Genomic DNA, 16,235 nt, shown 5'->3' on the forward strand with positions numbered 1-16,235 from the left:
AGGAGCCGGTTTGCCGGCTCCGACAGGGAAAAATAAAAAAAATAATGGAGCGCTTCATGAAAACAACAATAAAGCTGGGCCTCGTCGCATCCTGCCTGACCCTGCCCCTGGCGGCCCACGCCCTGGAGTTTGCCGGCTACCTGCGCAGCGGCGCCGGCACCTCGACCGGCAGCGGCCCGCAGCAATGTTTCCAACTGCCGGGCGCCCAATCCAAGTACCGCCTGGGTAACGAATGCGAGCAATATGCCGAGCTGGAGTTGCGCCAGGACCTGTTCACCCTGGACGACGGTTCGGTGCTGAGCGTGGATGCCATGGCCTCGCTGTATAACAAATACGACCGCGAACTGAAGTTCCAGGGTGAAAATAACGGCTCGGCGCGCATGCCGCAGATGTATGCGCAATGGTCGAACATGCCCAGCCTCAACGGCGGCTCACTGTGGGCCGGTCGGCGCTACTACAAACGTAACGACATCCATATCTCCGACTTCTACTACTGGAACCAGAGCGCCACCGGCGGCGGCATCGAGGACGTGCTGATCGGCGATCTGAAGTACAGCTACGCCCTGTCGCGCAAGGACAACCTGTACCAGAAGCAATACGCCACCCGTCACGACTTCAACGTCGCAGGCTTCAAGACCAACCCCGGCGGCGAACTGGAACTGGGCCTGAGCTATATCGAACAGGCGGGCGGGCGCGACACCCACAGTGGCTGGGCCCTCACTGCGCAGCATGTGCAGGCCGCGTTCCTCGGTGGCAAGAACAAGTTCGCCCTGCAGTACGGCGAAGGGCCGGGCACCGGCCTGGGCTACACCGGGAATACAGCTCTGGAGCGCAGTAGCAAAAGCTACCGCGCGGTGGAGTTTTTTGACTGGCAAGTGACCCCGCGCTTTGGCGGCCAGGTGGAGGCGGTGTACCAGAAAGACGTGCGCCCCGGCAGCCAGGACCAGACCTGGATGTCTGTCGGTGTGCGCCCGGCGTATGCCATCAGCGAACAGTTCAAGCTGGTCACCGAACTGGGCCACGATCAGGTCGACGCCAGCGGCGGCACGCGCAAACTCAGCAAGTTCACCTTCGCCCCGACCTGGTCGCCCAAGGGCCCGGATTTCTGGGCGCGGCCGGAGGTGCGCTTGTATTACACCTATGCCACCTGGAACCAAGCAGCCAAGCGCGCGGCCAATGAACTGGCGGCGGGTTCGGCGTTGTCCGACACCGGCTCCTATGGCACCGCGCGCCACGGTTCCAACTTCGGTGTGCAGGTCGAATACTGGTGGAAATAAACACCGGCTTTATGTGGGAGCCGGGCTTGCCCGCGATACAGGCGGCTCGGTATTCCAATGAGACCGCGTTGATGCAATCGCAGGCAAGCCAGCTCCCACAGGGGCCCATTTCACCCCGGGATGTGTACTCGGCCCATGTTTTTTACAGAACCAAACAGCAGGTGATGTCATGACCACAACTCAACCCCTGGAACTGCTGGCGCCCCTGGCGGGTGTGCTGTTGCCCCTGGACCAGGTGCCGGATCCGGTGTTCTCCAGCCGCCTGATTGGCGACGGCGTGTGTATCGATCCCACCTCGCAGACCCTCTGCGCGCCGCTGGCCGGGGTGATCAGCAATATCCAGGACAGTGGGCATGCGGTCAGCGTCACCGACGACCAGGGCGTGCAAGTGCTGATGCATATCGGCCTGGACACCGTGAACCTGGCGGGCAAGGGCTTCACCCGGCTGGTCGAGGAAGGCCAGCGGGTCGAGGCGGGCCAACCTTTGATCGAATTCGATGGCGACTTTATCGCGCTCAATGCCCGTAGCTTGCTGACCCTGATGCTGGTGGTCAGCGGCGAGCCATTTGTGCTGCTGGCGGCGGGCGCGGGGTTGGTGGAAACCGGGCAACCGTTGTTGCGTGTGACGCCGGTAATACGCGCCGCCAACGATGACGAGGAGGAGGGTGACGCACTGTTCTCCAAGCCCCTGAAGCTGCCCAACGCCAACGGTTTGCATGCCCGCCCGGCGGCGGTGCTGGCCCAGGCGGCCAAGGCTTTTAAGGCGAGCATCTGCCTGCACAAGCAAACCCAGAGCGCCAACGCCAAGTCCCTGGTGGCGATCATGGGCTTGCAAACGGTACGGGGCGATACCCTGCAAGTGAGCGCGGCGGGGGAGGATGCCGCGGCGGCGATCCAGGCGTTGGTTACGCTGTTGACAGAAGGCTGTGGCGAAACCGTTGCGCTGGTGGCCGAGGTGGTTGAGCCAGTTGCGCCGCTGTCATCGGCAAGCGTGCTGCGTGGCGTATGTGCATCGCCGGGTTCGGCGTTTGGTCAGGTGGTGCAGGTGGCTGAGCCCGAGCTGAATGTGCCTGAGCAGGGGGCTGGCGAGACGCTGGAGCATGCCGCCCTGGCACGTGGCTTGCGCGCTGCAACCCAAGCGCTGCAAGTGTTGCAGGACAAGGCCGGCGGCAGTGCCCAGGCAGAGATTTTCCGCGCCCACCAGCAATTGCTCGAAGACCCGACCCTGCTTGAACAAGCCCACGGCCTGCTCGCCCAAGGCAAGAGCGCCGCCTTTGCCTGGAACAGCGCCACACTCGCCACCGCCGGGCTGTTCGAGCAATCCGGCAGCTCCCTGCTGGCCGAACGCGCCGCCGATATGGCGGATGTTGGCCAGCGTGTACTCAAGCTGATCCTCGGGGTGCAGGACGGCGCCTGGGAGTTGCCGGAGCAGGCAATCCTGATTGCCGAGCAACTGACACCCTCGCAAACCGCCAGCCTCGACCCGCGCAAGGTGTTGGGATTTATCACCGTTGCCGGCGGCGCCACCAGCCATGTCGCGATCCTTGCGCGTGCTTTGGGCTTGCCGGCGATTTGCGGGGTGCCAGCCCAGGTCCTGGACTTGCCCGAGGGCAAGCAAGTGTTGCTGGACGCCGATAAAGGCGAACTGCACCTGGACCCGGACCCGACGGTAATCGAGCGGCTGCGGGCCGCGCGCGCGCAACAGGTGTTGCGTCACCAGCGCGATGTGCAACAGGCCGCCTTGGCGGCTACCACGCGCGATGGTCATCATGTCGAGGTGACAGCCAACGTCGCTTCGCTGCAAGAAGTGCAGCAAGCCCTGGTCTTGGGGGCTGAGGGTGTGGGGCTGTTGCGCTCGGAGTTTCTCTACCTGGACCGCAACCGTGCGCCGAGCCCGCAGGAACAGGCCCAGACCTACAGCGCCATTGCCGGTGCCCTGGGCACCGAGCGCAACCTGGTGGTGCGCACCCTCGATGTGGGCGGTGACAAGCCTTTGGCCTACGTGCCGATGGACAGCGAGAGCAACCCCTTTCTTGGCCTGCGTGGCATTCGCCTGTGCCTGGAGCGTCCGGAACTGTTGCGCGAGCAGTTGCGGGCAATCCTCGCCAGCGCGGGCTTGGCCCGGTTGCACATCATGTTGCCGATGGTCAGCCTGCTGTCGGAGCTGCGCCAGGCCCGCCAGATCCTCGAAGAGGAAGCGGCGGCCCTGGGGCTCACTGAACTGCCGAAACTGGGGATCATGATCGAGGTGCCGTCAGCGGCGTTGATGGCGGATGTGTTCGCGCCCCACGTGGACTTTTTCTCGATCGGCACCAATGATCTGACCCAATACACCCTGGCCATGGACCGCGACCACCCGCGCCTGGCCAGCCAGGCCGACAGCTTTCACCCGGCGGTGCTGCGCCTGATCGCCACCACGGTCAAGGCCGCCCATGCCCACGGCAAGTGGGTGGGGGTGTGTGGCGCGCTGGCGTCCGAAACGCTGGCGGTGCCGATGCTGATCGGGCTGGGGGTGGACGAGTTGTCCGTCAGCGTACCGCTGATCCCGAGCATCAAGGCCACGGTGCGTGAGCTGGACCTGGCGGACTGCCAACTGATCGCCCACCAGGTGTTAAACCTGGAAGAAGCCGCCCAGGTGCGCGAGGCCTTGAGCCAGTACCACGCGGCGACTGTGGAAACCTCACTGGTTGTGGAGAACTGAATATGTTCGAGAAATTGCAGCAGGCGTTCTGGAAAGCCCTGACCCCGGACCTGGTGGCAGAAACGGTGGTTGCCGAGCCGGCGGCTGATGCGATGCTGGCGCCTGAGGTGCTGAGTGCGTTGGGTGGGGCGAGTAATCTCAAGTCACAGCAGCGCGTGGCATTGACCCGGATCCGCGTGCAGCTACAGGACCCGGCGCGGGTGGACGAGGCGGCGCTGAAGGCGGCGGGTATCACGGCGGTGATGGTGCTGGCGGGCGGGGTAGTACATCTGATCACCGGCCTGTAGAACACCACAAAACAAATGTGGGAGCGGGCTTGCCCGCGATAGCGGTGGGTCAGTTGATGAGTATTTGACTGACCCACCGCGATCGCGGGCAAGCCCGCTCCCACATTGGGTTTTGTGGTGTCTGGTCGTTCCCAGGGGTCAGAGTTGGGGGGTATCTTGCGGCGGCTTGGTCTTGTCCACGCCCGGCACATGCAGATTGCCTTCCACCACCTGGTTGCCCTCCAGCTGCGGCTGGGTCACCCAGGTCAGGATGTCGTAGTAACGGCGGATGTTGGCCACGAAGTGCACCGGCTCACCGCCCCGGGCGTAGCCGTAGCGGGTCTTGCTGTACCACTGCTTCTGCGACAGGCGCGGCAGCATTTTCTTCACGTCCAGCCATTTGTTCGGGTTCAGGCCTTCCTTTTGCGCCAGCTTGCGCGCGTCATCCAGGTGACCGCCGCCGACGTTGTAGGCCGCCAGGGCAAACCAGGTGCGATCAGGTTCGAGAATCTTGTCGTCCAGTTCGCTCTTGATCATCGCCAGGTACTTGGCGCCACCCTTGATGCTCTGCCGGGCGTCGAGGCGGTTGGATACGCCCATGGCCTGGGCGGTGTTCTGGGTCAGCATCATCAGGCCACGCACGCCGGTCTTGGAGGTGACCGCCGGCTGCCACAATGACTCCTGATAACCAATGGCCGCCAACAGCCGCCAATCGACCTTTTCTTCCTTGGCCGAGGTCTTGAAAAACTTCTCGTACTTGGGCAGGCGCTGCTGCAAGTGCTGGGCAAAGGTGTAGGCGCCGACGTAGCCCAGCACATCGACATGCCCGTAATAACGATCCTTGAGGCGCTGCAGGGTGCCGTTTTTCTCGACCTTGTCGAGGTAGCTGTTGACCTCGTTGAGCAGGCTGTTGTCTTCCCCGGCTGCCACGGCCCAGCTCTGGTTGCTGGCGTCGCCCAGGTCGAAGGCCACCCGCACGTTGGGGAAGTACACCTGGTTCATCGCCACTTCATTGGAGTCGACCAGGGTCAGGTCGATCTGCCCCTCATCGACCATGCGCAGCAGGTCGACTACTTCAACGGCGTCGGACTCTTCGTACTCAATCGCAGGATTCTGCTTTTTCAGCTCGGCCAGTTGCTCGGCGTGGGTGCTGCCCTTGAGCACCATGATCTTCTTGCCCACCAGGTCGGCCGCGTTGGTGGGGCGGGACTGGCCGTTGCGGTAAATGATCTGCGGGGTCACTTCCAGGTACGCATGGGAGAAGCGCACCTGCTGTTTACGCTGTTCGCTGCTGACCAGGCCGGCAGCGGCCAATACCGGGCCGTTGGGTTTGCCCAACTGGCCGAACAGGTCGTCGAGGTTGTCGGCAGTCTCGATTTCAAGCTTGACCCCCAGGTCGTCGGCAAAGCGCTTGACCAGTTCGTATTCGAAACCGGTTTCGCCGTTGCGGTCCTGGAAATAGGTGGCCGGACTGTTTCGGGTGATCACCCGCAATACGCCATCCTCCTTGATTCGCTCGAGCGTGCTGGGCTTATCAACACAGGCGCTGAGCATCAGGAAGAGTCCGGTGGCGAGGAGCCATTTGGCACATCGCGGGCGCAAAGCAGTTGGGGAGAACATCTGCGCAGTATACGCAAACGGCCCATGGCGCCATATCTCGACAGCATCGGCGTTGTCTGCTAGCGCCCGCGAAACTGTGCTGCAGCCCGCAGAAACGTGGCCTGGGACGCGATTGTGACGGTTAAAATAACTGCGCCGCCGGCCCTGGAAAACGCCCCGATACCGTGCAATCGGTGCCAACTGACGTTCGGCAGCGGCCAGCGGTGCCGTTTCGGGTGCCGTTGGCGCAGGTTTACGCTAGAATGCACGGCCTCAAAGCACACCCCCTTCCCGAGGCTGTCCCGAAGATGTTGATCCTGCGCGGCGCTCCTGCCCTTTCTGCCTTTCGCCACAGCAAACTCCTTGAGCAACTGAGCCAGAAGGTTCCAGCTGTCACTGGCTTGTATGCTGAATTTGCTCACTTCGCCGACGTTAACGGCGTTTTGACCGCCGACGAACAGCAAGTGCTGGCACGCCTTCTGAAGTACGGCCCCAGCGTTCCCGTTCAAGAGCCGACTGGCCGCTTGTTCCTGGTTCTGCCGCGGTTCGGCACCATCTCGCCCTGGTCGAGCAAGGCCAGCGATATCGCCCGCAACTGTGGCCTGGAAAAAATCCAGCGTCTGGAACGCGGGATCGCCTTCTACGTGGCTGGCCAGTTCAGCGACGCCGAGGCCGAGCTGATCGCCAGCAGCCTGCACGACCGCATGACCCAGATCATCGTCAGCCAGCTGGAACAGGCTGGCGGCCTGTTCAGCCACGCCGAACCCAAGCCGCTCACCGCGATTGACGTGCTCGGCGGTGGCCGCGCCGCCCTCGAGAAGGCCAACACCGAGCTGGGCCTGGCCCTGGCCGAAGACGAGATTGACTACCTGGTCAACGCTTTCAACGGCTTGCAGCGCAACCCCCACGACATCGAACTGATGATGTTCGCCCAGGCCAACTCCGAGCACTGCCGCCACAAGATCTTCAACGCCAGTTGGGATATCGACGGCCAGAGCCAGGAAAAAAGCCTGTTCGGCATGATCAAGAACACCTACGTGATGCACAGCGAAGGCGTTCTGTCGGCTTATAAAGACAACGCCTCGGTGATCGTCGGCTCTGTCGCCGGCCGTTTCTTCCCGGACCCGCAGACCCGCCAGTACGGCGCGGTGCAGGAGCCGGTGCACATCCTGATGAAGGTCGAGACCCACAACCACCCGACCGCGATTGCCCCGTTCCCGGGCGCAGCCACCGGCTCGGGCGGCGAGATCCGCGACGAAGGTGCCACCGGTCGTGGCGCCAAGCCCAAGGCCGGCCTGACCGGTTTTACCGTGTCCAACCTGCAGATCCCAGGTTTCGAACAGCCGTGGGAAGTGCCATACGGCAAGCCTGAGCGCATCGTCACCGCGCTGGACATCATGATCGAAGGCCCCCTGGGCGGCGCCGCGTTCAACAACGAATTCGGGCGTCCGGCCCTGACCGGTTACTTCCGTACCTTCGAGCAGTCCATCACCACCCCCCGTGGCGATGAAGTGCGCGGTTACCACAAGCCGATCATGTTGGCCGGCGGCATGGGCAACATCCGTGAAGACCACGTGCAGAAGGGCGAGATTCTCGTCGGCTCCAAGCTGATCGTCCTCGGCGGCCCGGCCATGCTGATCGGCCTGGGCGGCGGCGCGGCTTCCTCCATGGCCACCGGTACCAGCTCGGCGGACCTGGACTTCGCTTCGGTACAACGGGAAAACCCTGAGATGGAACGCCGTTGCCAGGAAGTCATCGACCGTTGCTGGCAGTTGGGTGACAAGAACCCCATCAGCTTTATCCACGACGTCGGCGCCGGCGGTCTGTCCAACGCCTTCCCGGAACTGGTCAACGATGGCGACCGTGGCGGCCGTTTCGAACTGCGCAATATTCCAAACGACGAGCCGGGCATGGCCCCGCACGAGATCTGGAGCAACGAATCCCAGGAACGCTACGTGTTGGCGGTGGGGCCTGCGGACTTCGAACGCTTCCAGGCGATCTGCGAGCGCGAGCGTTGCCCGTTTGCGGTCGTCGGCGAAGCAACCGCCGAGCCGCAACTGACCGTCACCGACAGCCACTTCGGCAACAGCCCGGTGGACATGCCGCTGGAAGTGCTGCTGGGCAAGGCTCCGCGCATGCACCGCTCGGCGGTACGTGAAGCCGAGTTGGGCGATGATTTCGACCCAAGCAGCCTCGACCTGGCCGACAGCATCGAGCGCGTGCTGCACCACCCGGCCGTGGCGAGCAAAAGCTTCCTGATCACCATCGGCGACCGCACCATCACCGGCCTGGTGGCCCGTGACCAAATGGTCGGCCCATGGCAGGTGCCGGTAGCTGACGTTGCCGTGACCGCCACCAGCTTTGACGTGTACACCGGTGAAGCCATGGCCATGGGCGAGCGCACGCCGCTGGCCTTGCTGGACGCCCCGGCGTCGGGCCGCATGGCCATTGGCGAAACCATCACCAACATCGCCGCGTCGCGCATTGGCAAGCTGTCCGATATCAAGCTCTCGGCCAACTGGATGTCTGCTGCCGGCCACCCCGGTGAAGATGCGCGCCTGTACGACACCGTCAAGGCGGTCGGCATGGAGCTGTGCCCGGAACTGGGAATCACCATTCCGGTGGGCAAGGACTCCATGTCCATGGCCACTCGTTGGAACGATGAGGGCACCGACAAGAGCGTCACTTCGCCGCTGTCGCTGATCGTCACCGGCTTCGCGCCGGTCACCGACATCCGCCAGACCCTGACCCCGCAACTGCGCATGGACAAGGGCACCACCGACCTGATCCTGGTTGACCTGGGCCGTGGCCAGAACCGTATGGGCGCCTCGATCCTCGCCCAGACCCACGGCAAGCTTGGCAAACAGGCGCCGGACGTCGATGACGCCGAAGACCTGAAAGCCTTCTTCGCCGTGATCCAGGGCCTGAACGCCGACGGCCACCTGCTGGCCTACCACGACCGTTCCGACGGTGGTTTGCTGACCAGCGTCGTGGAAATGGCCTTTGCCGGTCATTGCGGCCTGAGCCTGAACCTCGACGGTCTGGCGGAAACTTCCGCTGACATCGCCGCCATCCTGTTCAACGAAGAACTGGGCGCGGTGATCCAGGTGCGCCAGGACGCGACCCCGGACGTGCTTGCACAGTTCAGCGCTGCTGGCCTGGGCGACTGCGTGGCGGTGGTTGGCCAGCCGATCAACAACGGCGTGATCAACATCGTCTTCAACGGCGACACCGTGTTTGAAGGCCAGCGCCGCCTGCTGCAACGCCAGTGGGCCGAGACCAGCTACCAGATCCAGCGCCTGCGCGATAACGTCGACTGTGCCGAGCAGGAATTCGACGTGATCCTGGAAGAAGACAACCCGGGCCTGAGCACCAAGCTCAGCTTCGACGTCAACCAGGACATCGCCGCGCCGTACATCAAGAAAGGCATCCGGCCACAGGTTGCCGTACTGCGTGAGCAGGGCGTCAACGGCCAGGTGGAAATGGCGGCCGCGTTCGACCGTGCAGGCTTCAATGCGATCGACGTGCACATGAGCGATATCCTCGCCGGTCGCGTCGACCTCAATGAGTTCAAGGGCCTGGTGGCCTGCGGTGGTTTCTCCTACGGCGACGTATTGGGTGCCGGTGAAGGCTGGGCCAAGTCGGCCCTGTTCAACAGCCGCGCGCGCGATGCGTTCCAGGGCTTCTTCGAACGCAACGACAGCTTCACCCTGGGTGTGTGCAACGGTTGCCAGATGATGTCCAACCTCAGCGAACTGATCCCGGGCAGCGAGTTCTGGCCGCACTTTGTGCGTAACCGTTCCGAGCAGTTCGAGGCCCGTGTGGCCATGGTGCAGGTGCAGGAATCGAACTCGATCTTCCTGCAAGGCATGGCCGGTTCGCGCATGCCGATTGCCATCGCCCACGGTGAAGGCCATGCCGAGTTCGAAAGCGAGGAAGCGTTGCTGGAAGCCGATCTGTCCGGCACCGTGGCCCTGCGTTTTGTCGACAACCACGGCAAGGTCACCGAAAGCTACCCGGCCAACCCGAACGGCTCGCCGCGCGGGATCACCGGGCTGACCAGCCGCGACGGTCGCGTGACCATCATGATGCCGCACCCGGAGCGGGTGTTCCGCGCCGTGCAGAACTCGTGGCGCCCGGAAGAGTGGAACGAAGACGGCGCGTGGATGCGCATGTTCCGTAACGCTCGTGTGTGGGTGAACTAAGGCGGTGTACAAGCTCAGCTTCTTTGTGCCCGACAGCCATGTGGAGACGGTGAAAAGCGCCGTCTTCGCGGCCGGTGGCGGGCGCATCGGCAACTACGACAACTGTGCCTGGCAAGTGCTGGGCCGCGGCCAGTTCCGCGCGATGGATGGCAGCCAGCCGTTTATCGGGCAGGTGGGCCAGGTCGAGGTGGTTGCAGAATGGAAGGTTGAGCTGGTGGTGGCCGATGCGTTGATCGTGGCGGTAGTTGCTGCGATGAAGCTGAGTCATCCCTACGAGACACCGGCTTATGAGGTCTGGCAATTGGCGGATTTCTGATCCGCTGGCCGCTAGAACAAGAAACCCGCTGGGCCAAATTGGCCAGCGGGTTTTTTTGCCTGTCAGATCGCCGAAATCAAAGCCTCGTGATGTCTGGCGCAGGTTTTAGTCCCACCTCCACCTCCAGGGCGCTGATCAACGTGTTTTCGTAGCTGAAACGCTTGCCCTGCATCGGCGCCCAGCGTTCGACATAGAACAGGCCGTCGTGGTCGACCTTGATCGGCGTCGACACGATTTCGCCGCTGCGCGAGCGGTGCAGCAGGTTGGTCTGCGAAGGCGACGGGCGTTCGATCAAGTACAGGCCCGCGAGATTCAATCGACGACGGTCTACCGGGACAAAGGGCGCTGGCGCACGAATCCCCTCCACACCGGCTTCTAAAACAAGGTCGCCGCGTAACGCCCGCCTGAACGGCTTTATGCCCGAGGTCGAAACCTCCCAGGTCCCCGGGCGAATATTCTGCGCCAGCGCCGGGGCGGTATCCCGCACATGCAGGCTGACTGCACCTTGCAGTTCCGCAAGCCCGGCCACGCCCAGGTTGTTATTGGTGTGGGCGCTGCCAATAAAAGCCACCCATTTGTGCGGGCCCTGTGCTGCCTGGTCGGCCTGGATTACTTTTGACGCGAAGTAACTGAACATCTGGTTGCGCCCCAGATCGCCATCCTCCAGGCCCTTGACGTTATAGCTGGCGGTGCAGTCCAGGGCACGGATGCGCAGGCCATGCCTGGCAGCGACCTGGATCACTTCAGTGTAGGAATTTTTGCCCTTGTAGTGCGGCATCTGGCCGCGATCAAGCATGGCCAGGTAGCGCTTGAGGTTGTCCGGCAGGTGTTGGGTGCGCAGGAACAGATCCAGATCTTGCTGATGCATATCGGTCAACAGGTGTTCTACGTACAGCGTCTTGAATGCCTGTTCCTTTAGCTTTTTCATATGTTCACGCAGCCAGCGCTTGCTCGACTGCGCCTGGTGCGCTTCACCGACCACCAGCCCGGAAAACTCGCTGCTCCCAACACGTTCGAGCAGCGCCTGCGGGGTGGCCGGTGTGCCCAGGGTGGAGGGATCGGGCCTGGCTGGCGGTACATGCTGCTCCAGGTAAGCCGCCGCATCGCGACTCAGGCGCTCTCGGGCGTCCAGAAAGACGCTGAAAGCCCTTTGCTCGGTGGCGATCGGTGAGGCGTAGTTGCTGTCCAGCCCACGGCCGGCGGTGCTTTGCCGGCTGATGCTGTCCCGGAAGGCGTGGGGGATATCGTAGTCGCTGAAGTGCGTCACGTCCGTCGTAGACGCGACGCTGGCAGAAGCGGCTTGCCCGGGTTCCTTGTACGCCGTGTGCAGGGCCAGGCGATAATCGCCCTTGGCCAACGGGTCACCGGCTATGGCGCCGGGCGTGTCGACCCAGAGGCCCACCGGCTGGCCCGCCGCCACATCCTCCACGCGCAGGGCCACTGCTTCTTGCAAGTCGGCCAGGCCCGGCGTGCCCTCGAACGTGCGCAGGCGGCTGTGATCCACCAGGGCCACCCAACGTTCGTCCTGTTCGACGAGGGCATCGGCCCCGATGGCTTTATGGGAGTAGAAATTCCTGATGCTGTTGCTGCGCGGGATGGTCGGCGGGGTGTCGCGCATTTGCAGGAAATCGTCCAGCAAGTAGGAGGTGGAAGCGTCCAGGGCCAGGATCTTCACGCCCTTGTCCTTGGCCTTGCGTACCAGGGCAAGGTAGGAGTATTCAGCGTCCGGGGCAAGACCAAAGCCCTTGTCGACCGCTTCGAGATGCTGGCGAATGTTTTCCCAGGTTTTACCCTGATGCAGGCGCTGCAGGCGTGTGCGGAATGCATCGGCGGGCAGGTACTCAATGTACAAGTGTTTGAAGCCGTTGCTGATCAAGGCATCCATCTGCGTGATCAGCAGCTGCTTACTGGCGATGGAGCCCGGTATTGCGCCAATGATCAGGTTTTTGTTGCCGCTGAACGCATCGCTGGCGATCAGTTGCGCGAATGAGGTACTGGCGTCCACGGCCGGGGGAGCGGTGCGCGCCGGTAAAGGCGCGAGCTGGGTGAAAAAGTCCTGGGCGTCAGTGCTCAGGCGTTCGACCTGTTGCAGGTAAACCGTACGCAGCGGGTTAAGGTCGAGGGCGAGCACGCCCCTGGCCACCCCCTCTGAGCCCACTAACTCACTCGTGTTCAGCAGCATCTGTGCGCGCGTATCCGGGTTGATGGCCTTACCCAGATCGCGGGCATAGCTCGGTGGCATCTCATAGGTTTTCAGCGGTTCGGGGGGCTCGGGTAGTTTTTCGTACTTGGGTGCGCCACCAGTGACCCCGGTGCGGCGCCACACACCTTGGCTATCTGGCGCGGCCACCCGAGTGGTGGAGACCAGCCTGCCGGTGACAGGATCCAGTCGATACAGCAGGTAACGGCCGATCGGGTCTGGAACGGTTTTGGCCCATAGCGCCTGGCCTTCGAACAGCACCGCTTGCATATTTTCCAGCGCCAGGGGCTTGGGTTGCAGGGGCTGCACCAGCCTCACCGCTTCGCTCGGTGCAGCGTGGCTCCTGGTGACCTGGCGCAGGCCCGGCCGGGCGAGCTGTTTGACCGAGGCCAGGGCCGGGCGCAGATCGGTGACGGCGGCCCCGGCACTGTTAAGCACGTAGCCGAGCAAGTGTTCCAGTGCCGCCCCGGTATCGCCCTGCTGGTACGCGTGCAGGGCCAGCATGCCGTCCTTGAATGCCAGCAGCATGCCCAGGCTCAGGCTGAGGCTGGGAAACGGCGCGGTGGCAATCGCGGTGACCCATTCCACGCAGTTCCACAAAATGGCGCTGATCATTTGGTTGCGATTGACCGTGGTGCCTTGCACGTCATCGATCTTGCGCTGCAACGGCATGTTGTACAGGGCCTCGCGTAGATCCTGCAGCGGGGGTTGCCCGTGGGTCGAGTCATAGCGTGCCGGGCTGGTGTCGGTCTGGCTCAGGTCTTCGGGTAATTGGGCCTTGGCGTTTTCCAGGAAGGCCCGGACCCGCACCTGGGACTGGGCGCCGACCCGCAGGGTGAAATAGCCCACCATGCCGGGAATCTTTTTCAACCGGTAATTGAACAGCCGCGCTTCGCGAAAGCTGATGCCGTCCGGTGCGTTTGGGGTGTAGAGCAACGTCGGAAAATCGCCATGGCTGAAGAGCAGGTTGCCCATCACCCATTCGCCGTCCACCAGCAGGCGATGGATAGCGTAGGTGCCACGGGTCTGGGCGGCGGTGTCGTGCATGCTCGCAATACTGCGTTGCAACCACGTCCAGTCTACCCCGGCGATATACCCCTCCAGCCGGCACTCCAGGGCGGCGTTCTGCAGTTGGTGCTGGGTGATGCTCAAGGTGGCATTGCGCCGCAGTGCATAGTCGGTGCTGCCGGTGTTGAGCAAGCGGGTCTTGACCTGGTTGATGTAGCGCTCGCCGACCCAGGTGCCGGTGACCGAGCGTGCAATTTTTTCTGCGCTTAATTGGCTCAAGTCAACGCCGGGCGGGCCTTTGAAACGAGCCGAACGCGAGAATTTCTCGTCGAGAAAACCCACGCCGTCGGCGTAGCCATCGCGGTACAGCTGGGTGTAAGTCAGGGGCGGCGGGGTCAGCGCGCCGAGCAACGACGGCGGTGAAAAGGCCCACACGGTGTCCGGGTCGACATCGTTCTGGGGGCGGCCCAGCAAGTCGTTGAGGCTTTTTCTCGCCTGTTCATGCAGGAAATGGGTAAAGCTGGGAAATCGAGCGTCAGACAACGGATGTTCATTGTAGGTAAGCAGCGCGCCCTCGCTGTCTTCGGCCAGTTTCAACAGCTGCTGGCGGTTGTCGACGCTGGCGGATCGGTACCAACTCGGGGTGCCGAACTCATAGTCGTCGATGCGGGTCGCCAGCACATGGGCCGACATCGCCTTGAGGCACATGGCGTGGCTGCCGATATTGCCAAAGCCGATCTCTTGGTATTCCTGGTCGTGGAACTTGAAGCTCAGGCCGCTCAAGACTTGCTTCATGGCCCCGCGAAAACGCAGGGCGACGCGCTTGATCAGATAGTCGGTGAGGGTACCCGGGGGGTGTTTGCTGCCATTGTCCAGGCTCCAGCCGAGGATGTGGTTCTGGCAGGCGAGTTCACTGTCAAACGCCATGAACTGCTGCGCGCGCGGCGCTTCGGGCGTGCACAGCAACAGGCGGATGATTGCGCCGCTCGCATCGCTTTGGCGCAGTACCCACAGGTCCTGCAATTGAGCGGCATGTAGCGACAGAGTGGCGGCGCTCAGGTGCGGGTTGGTGCCCTGGCGCAGGTCCTGCACCAATTGAAAGTCCTCGTCACTGAGGTGGCCTTGCAGCAGGGCGGTGTAGGCCAGTGCGGTGAGCCTTTGGTCGAGCATCCGTTCGATGCTACGGCTGACTTCTGGTTTGGCATGCATTTGCCGTTGCGCGTCGGCAAAGTCGATACGCGGCTGTAAGGTGGCCAGCGTCTGTGCGAGCCAGGCGGGTGTCAGGTCCTGGTAGGCGGTGGGCAGTGTCGCGCCCTGATAGGTGAGCGTGGTTTTGTTCAGGAAGTCCGAGCCCGGCAGGGCATCCCCGTCTTGCAACCCGCGCAGGGCCAGGTCGACCAGGCTGCGATCATGTTCATACTCGCCGATGGGGTAGACATAGCGCCGGGTGTTGATCAACAGGTGCTCTGGCGCCAGGTCCTGAATGTCCAGCTCGTCGCTCAGGCGTTCAAGCAACTGGTAGCGGGCCAGGGACTGCGGGGTGGTGACCGGGCCCAGCAGGTCGAGCAGGTCCTGGCGGGCTTCGTTGTAGTGCCAAAGGTGGGTGGCGAGGGTGGCGCGCCGCGCTTCGCTGGCGCTGCGATACCAGTCCGGCGCGCTGTGGCGCAGGTGGCGCTCCAGCAAGCGGCGCGCGCGCCACGCCAGGCGCGCGCGCAGGTCCGGCAAGGCGCCGGCAATGGCGCGGTCCAGGGCACTGATCAGTTGCGCGGGGCTCTGTGTGGGGTTGTCCACCAGGCTCAAGGCGCGCTCGATGTCCTGGGTGCGCTTGTCGATCAGGGCGTTGTAGGTGTGTTCAAACAGCGGCCTGTCGCTGATCGGTGCCAGTTGCAGCGGCCAGATGGCCTCGGGGCTGACATCGTGATAACGCACGGGCAGCAGTTGCATGAAGTCGCGACGTTGCTCGGCATCGTCCATTCCTTGCAGTAGATGCCGGTTGAGTTGGGCGAGGGAACTGAAGGATGCGATCCCGCGGGAGGGGGTGAACAGCATCACTTCACCCACCGCTGGCCCGGCGTCCAGGTCGGCGACCAGCGGGCTGGATTGCTGTGTCAGGACAAAGGCGCCGGCCAATTCGACGGTGCGCTCCTGGTATTGGAACGACAGGGCGTACAGGCCCGGGCGTTGCGTGCTGCCCAGGGGCACCCGCTCAAGCATGGCCTGTTGTTGCGGATGCAGAAGGCGGTCCTGGGCGCTGAGTTTGGTTTCATGGGCCAGGGCGCTGAACCCGGCTTCGAAGGTCATATAGGACTTGCGTGGTTTGCCGTCGATCTGCTCGTCGCGATCAAGTTGTTGCAGGTACGTGTTCAGGGTGGTCTTGAGTGTCGCCACACGGGCGGGCAGGACGTTGGCTTTGATACCGATATAGAGGACCTGGCTCTTGTTCATGTATTGCTGGCGGTAGCGCGTCAGCTGGCCATTGATTTTTTCCAGGTAGGCCAGTTCGGCAACAGGTTTTTGTTCGGGCAACAGCGGCGCTTCGACCTGGAGCAGGTGATGGCTGATCTGGTTGAGGTGGCCTTTGATGCCTTCAAAGGTCTGGGGTGTTGTGCTCACGGGCACGCTCTCCATGCTTGAGGTAAGAACCCTCAGCATGAGGAGTTGTG

The 16,235-nt window shown here is 63.0% G+C and carries 7 protein-coding genes; 5 read left to right on the plus strand and 2 right to left on the minus strand.

All coding sequences use genetic code 11. The annotated features are described in order from the left end of the window. Positions 1–56: 56 nt before the first annotated feature. The 3 genes from AC19YY_RS17415 (at position 57) to AC19YY_RS17425 (ending at position 4,265) form a co-directional block, all read left to right on the plus strand. Entirely contained in the window at positions 57–1,277 is a 1,221-nt protein-coding gene (locus tag AC19YY_RS17415; protein WP_170042961.1) for a maltoporin, read from the plus strand. Between the two features lie 169 nt (positions 1,278–1,446). Next, positions 1,447–3,978 (plus strand): phosphoenolpyruvate--protein phosphotransferase, encoded by a 2,532-nt coding sequence (gene ptsP, locus AC19YY_RS17420; protein ID WP_500604589.1) that lies wholly within the window; start codon positions 1,447–1,449, stop codon positions 3,976–3,978. A 2-nt stretch (positions 3,979–3,980) separates the two neighbouring features. Beyond that, entirely contained in the window at positions 3,981–4,265 is a 285-nt protein-coding gene (locus AC19YY_RS17425) for a PTS sugar transporter subunit IIB (RefSeq protein WP_169956669.1), read from the plus strand. A gap of 138 nt (positions 4,266–4,403) precedes the next feature. Here AC19YY_RS17425 and mltF read toward each other — a convergent pair whose 3' ends face one another. Continuing rightward, positions 4,404–5,864, minus strand: coding sequence for a membrane-bound lytic murein transglycosylase MltF (gene mltF / locus AC19YY_RS17430; RefSeq protein ID WP_169956667.1), 1,461 nt, complete (start codon positions 5,862–5,864; stop codon positions 4,404–4,406). A 287-nt stretch (positions 5,865–6,151) separates the two neighbouring features. On the opposite strand from mltF, the gene purL reads away from it, so the two are divergent. Both purL and AC19YY_RS17440 read left to right on the plus strand, forming a co-directional pair. Beyond that, positions 6,152–10,048 (plus strand): phosphoribosylformylglycinamidine synthase, encoded by a 3,897-nt coding sequence (purL, locus tag AC19YY_RS17435; protein ID WP_169956698.1) that lies wholly within the window; start codon positions 6,152–6,154, stop codon positions 10,046–10,048. A gap of 4 nt (positions 10,049–10,052) precedes the next feature. Beyond that, a complete protein-coding gene (locus AC19YY_RS17440) occupies positions 10,053–10,364 on the plus strand; it encodes an NGG1p interacting factor NIF3 (protein WP_500604590.1) in 312 nt (103 codons plus the stop codon). Between the two features lie 76 nt (positions 10,365–10,440). Here the strand turns inward: AC19YY_RS17440 and AC19YY_RS17445 are convergent, their stop codons facing one another. After that, entirely contained in the window at positions 10,441–16,185 is a 5,745-nt protein-coding gene (locus AC19YY_RS17445) for a dermonecrotic toxin domain-containing protein (protein WP_500604591.1), read from the minus strand. Positions 16,186–16,235: the final 50 nt, after the last annotated feature.

Source organism: Pseudomonas sp. MF09156, from assembly GCF_059862305.1.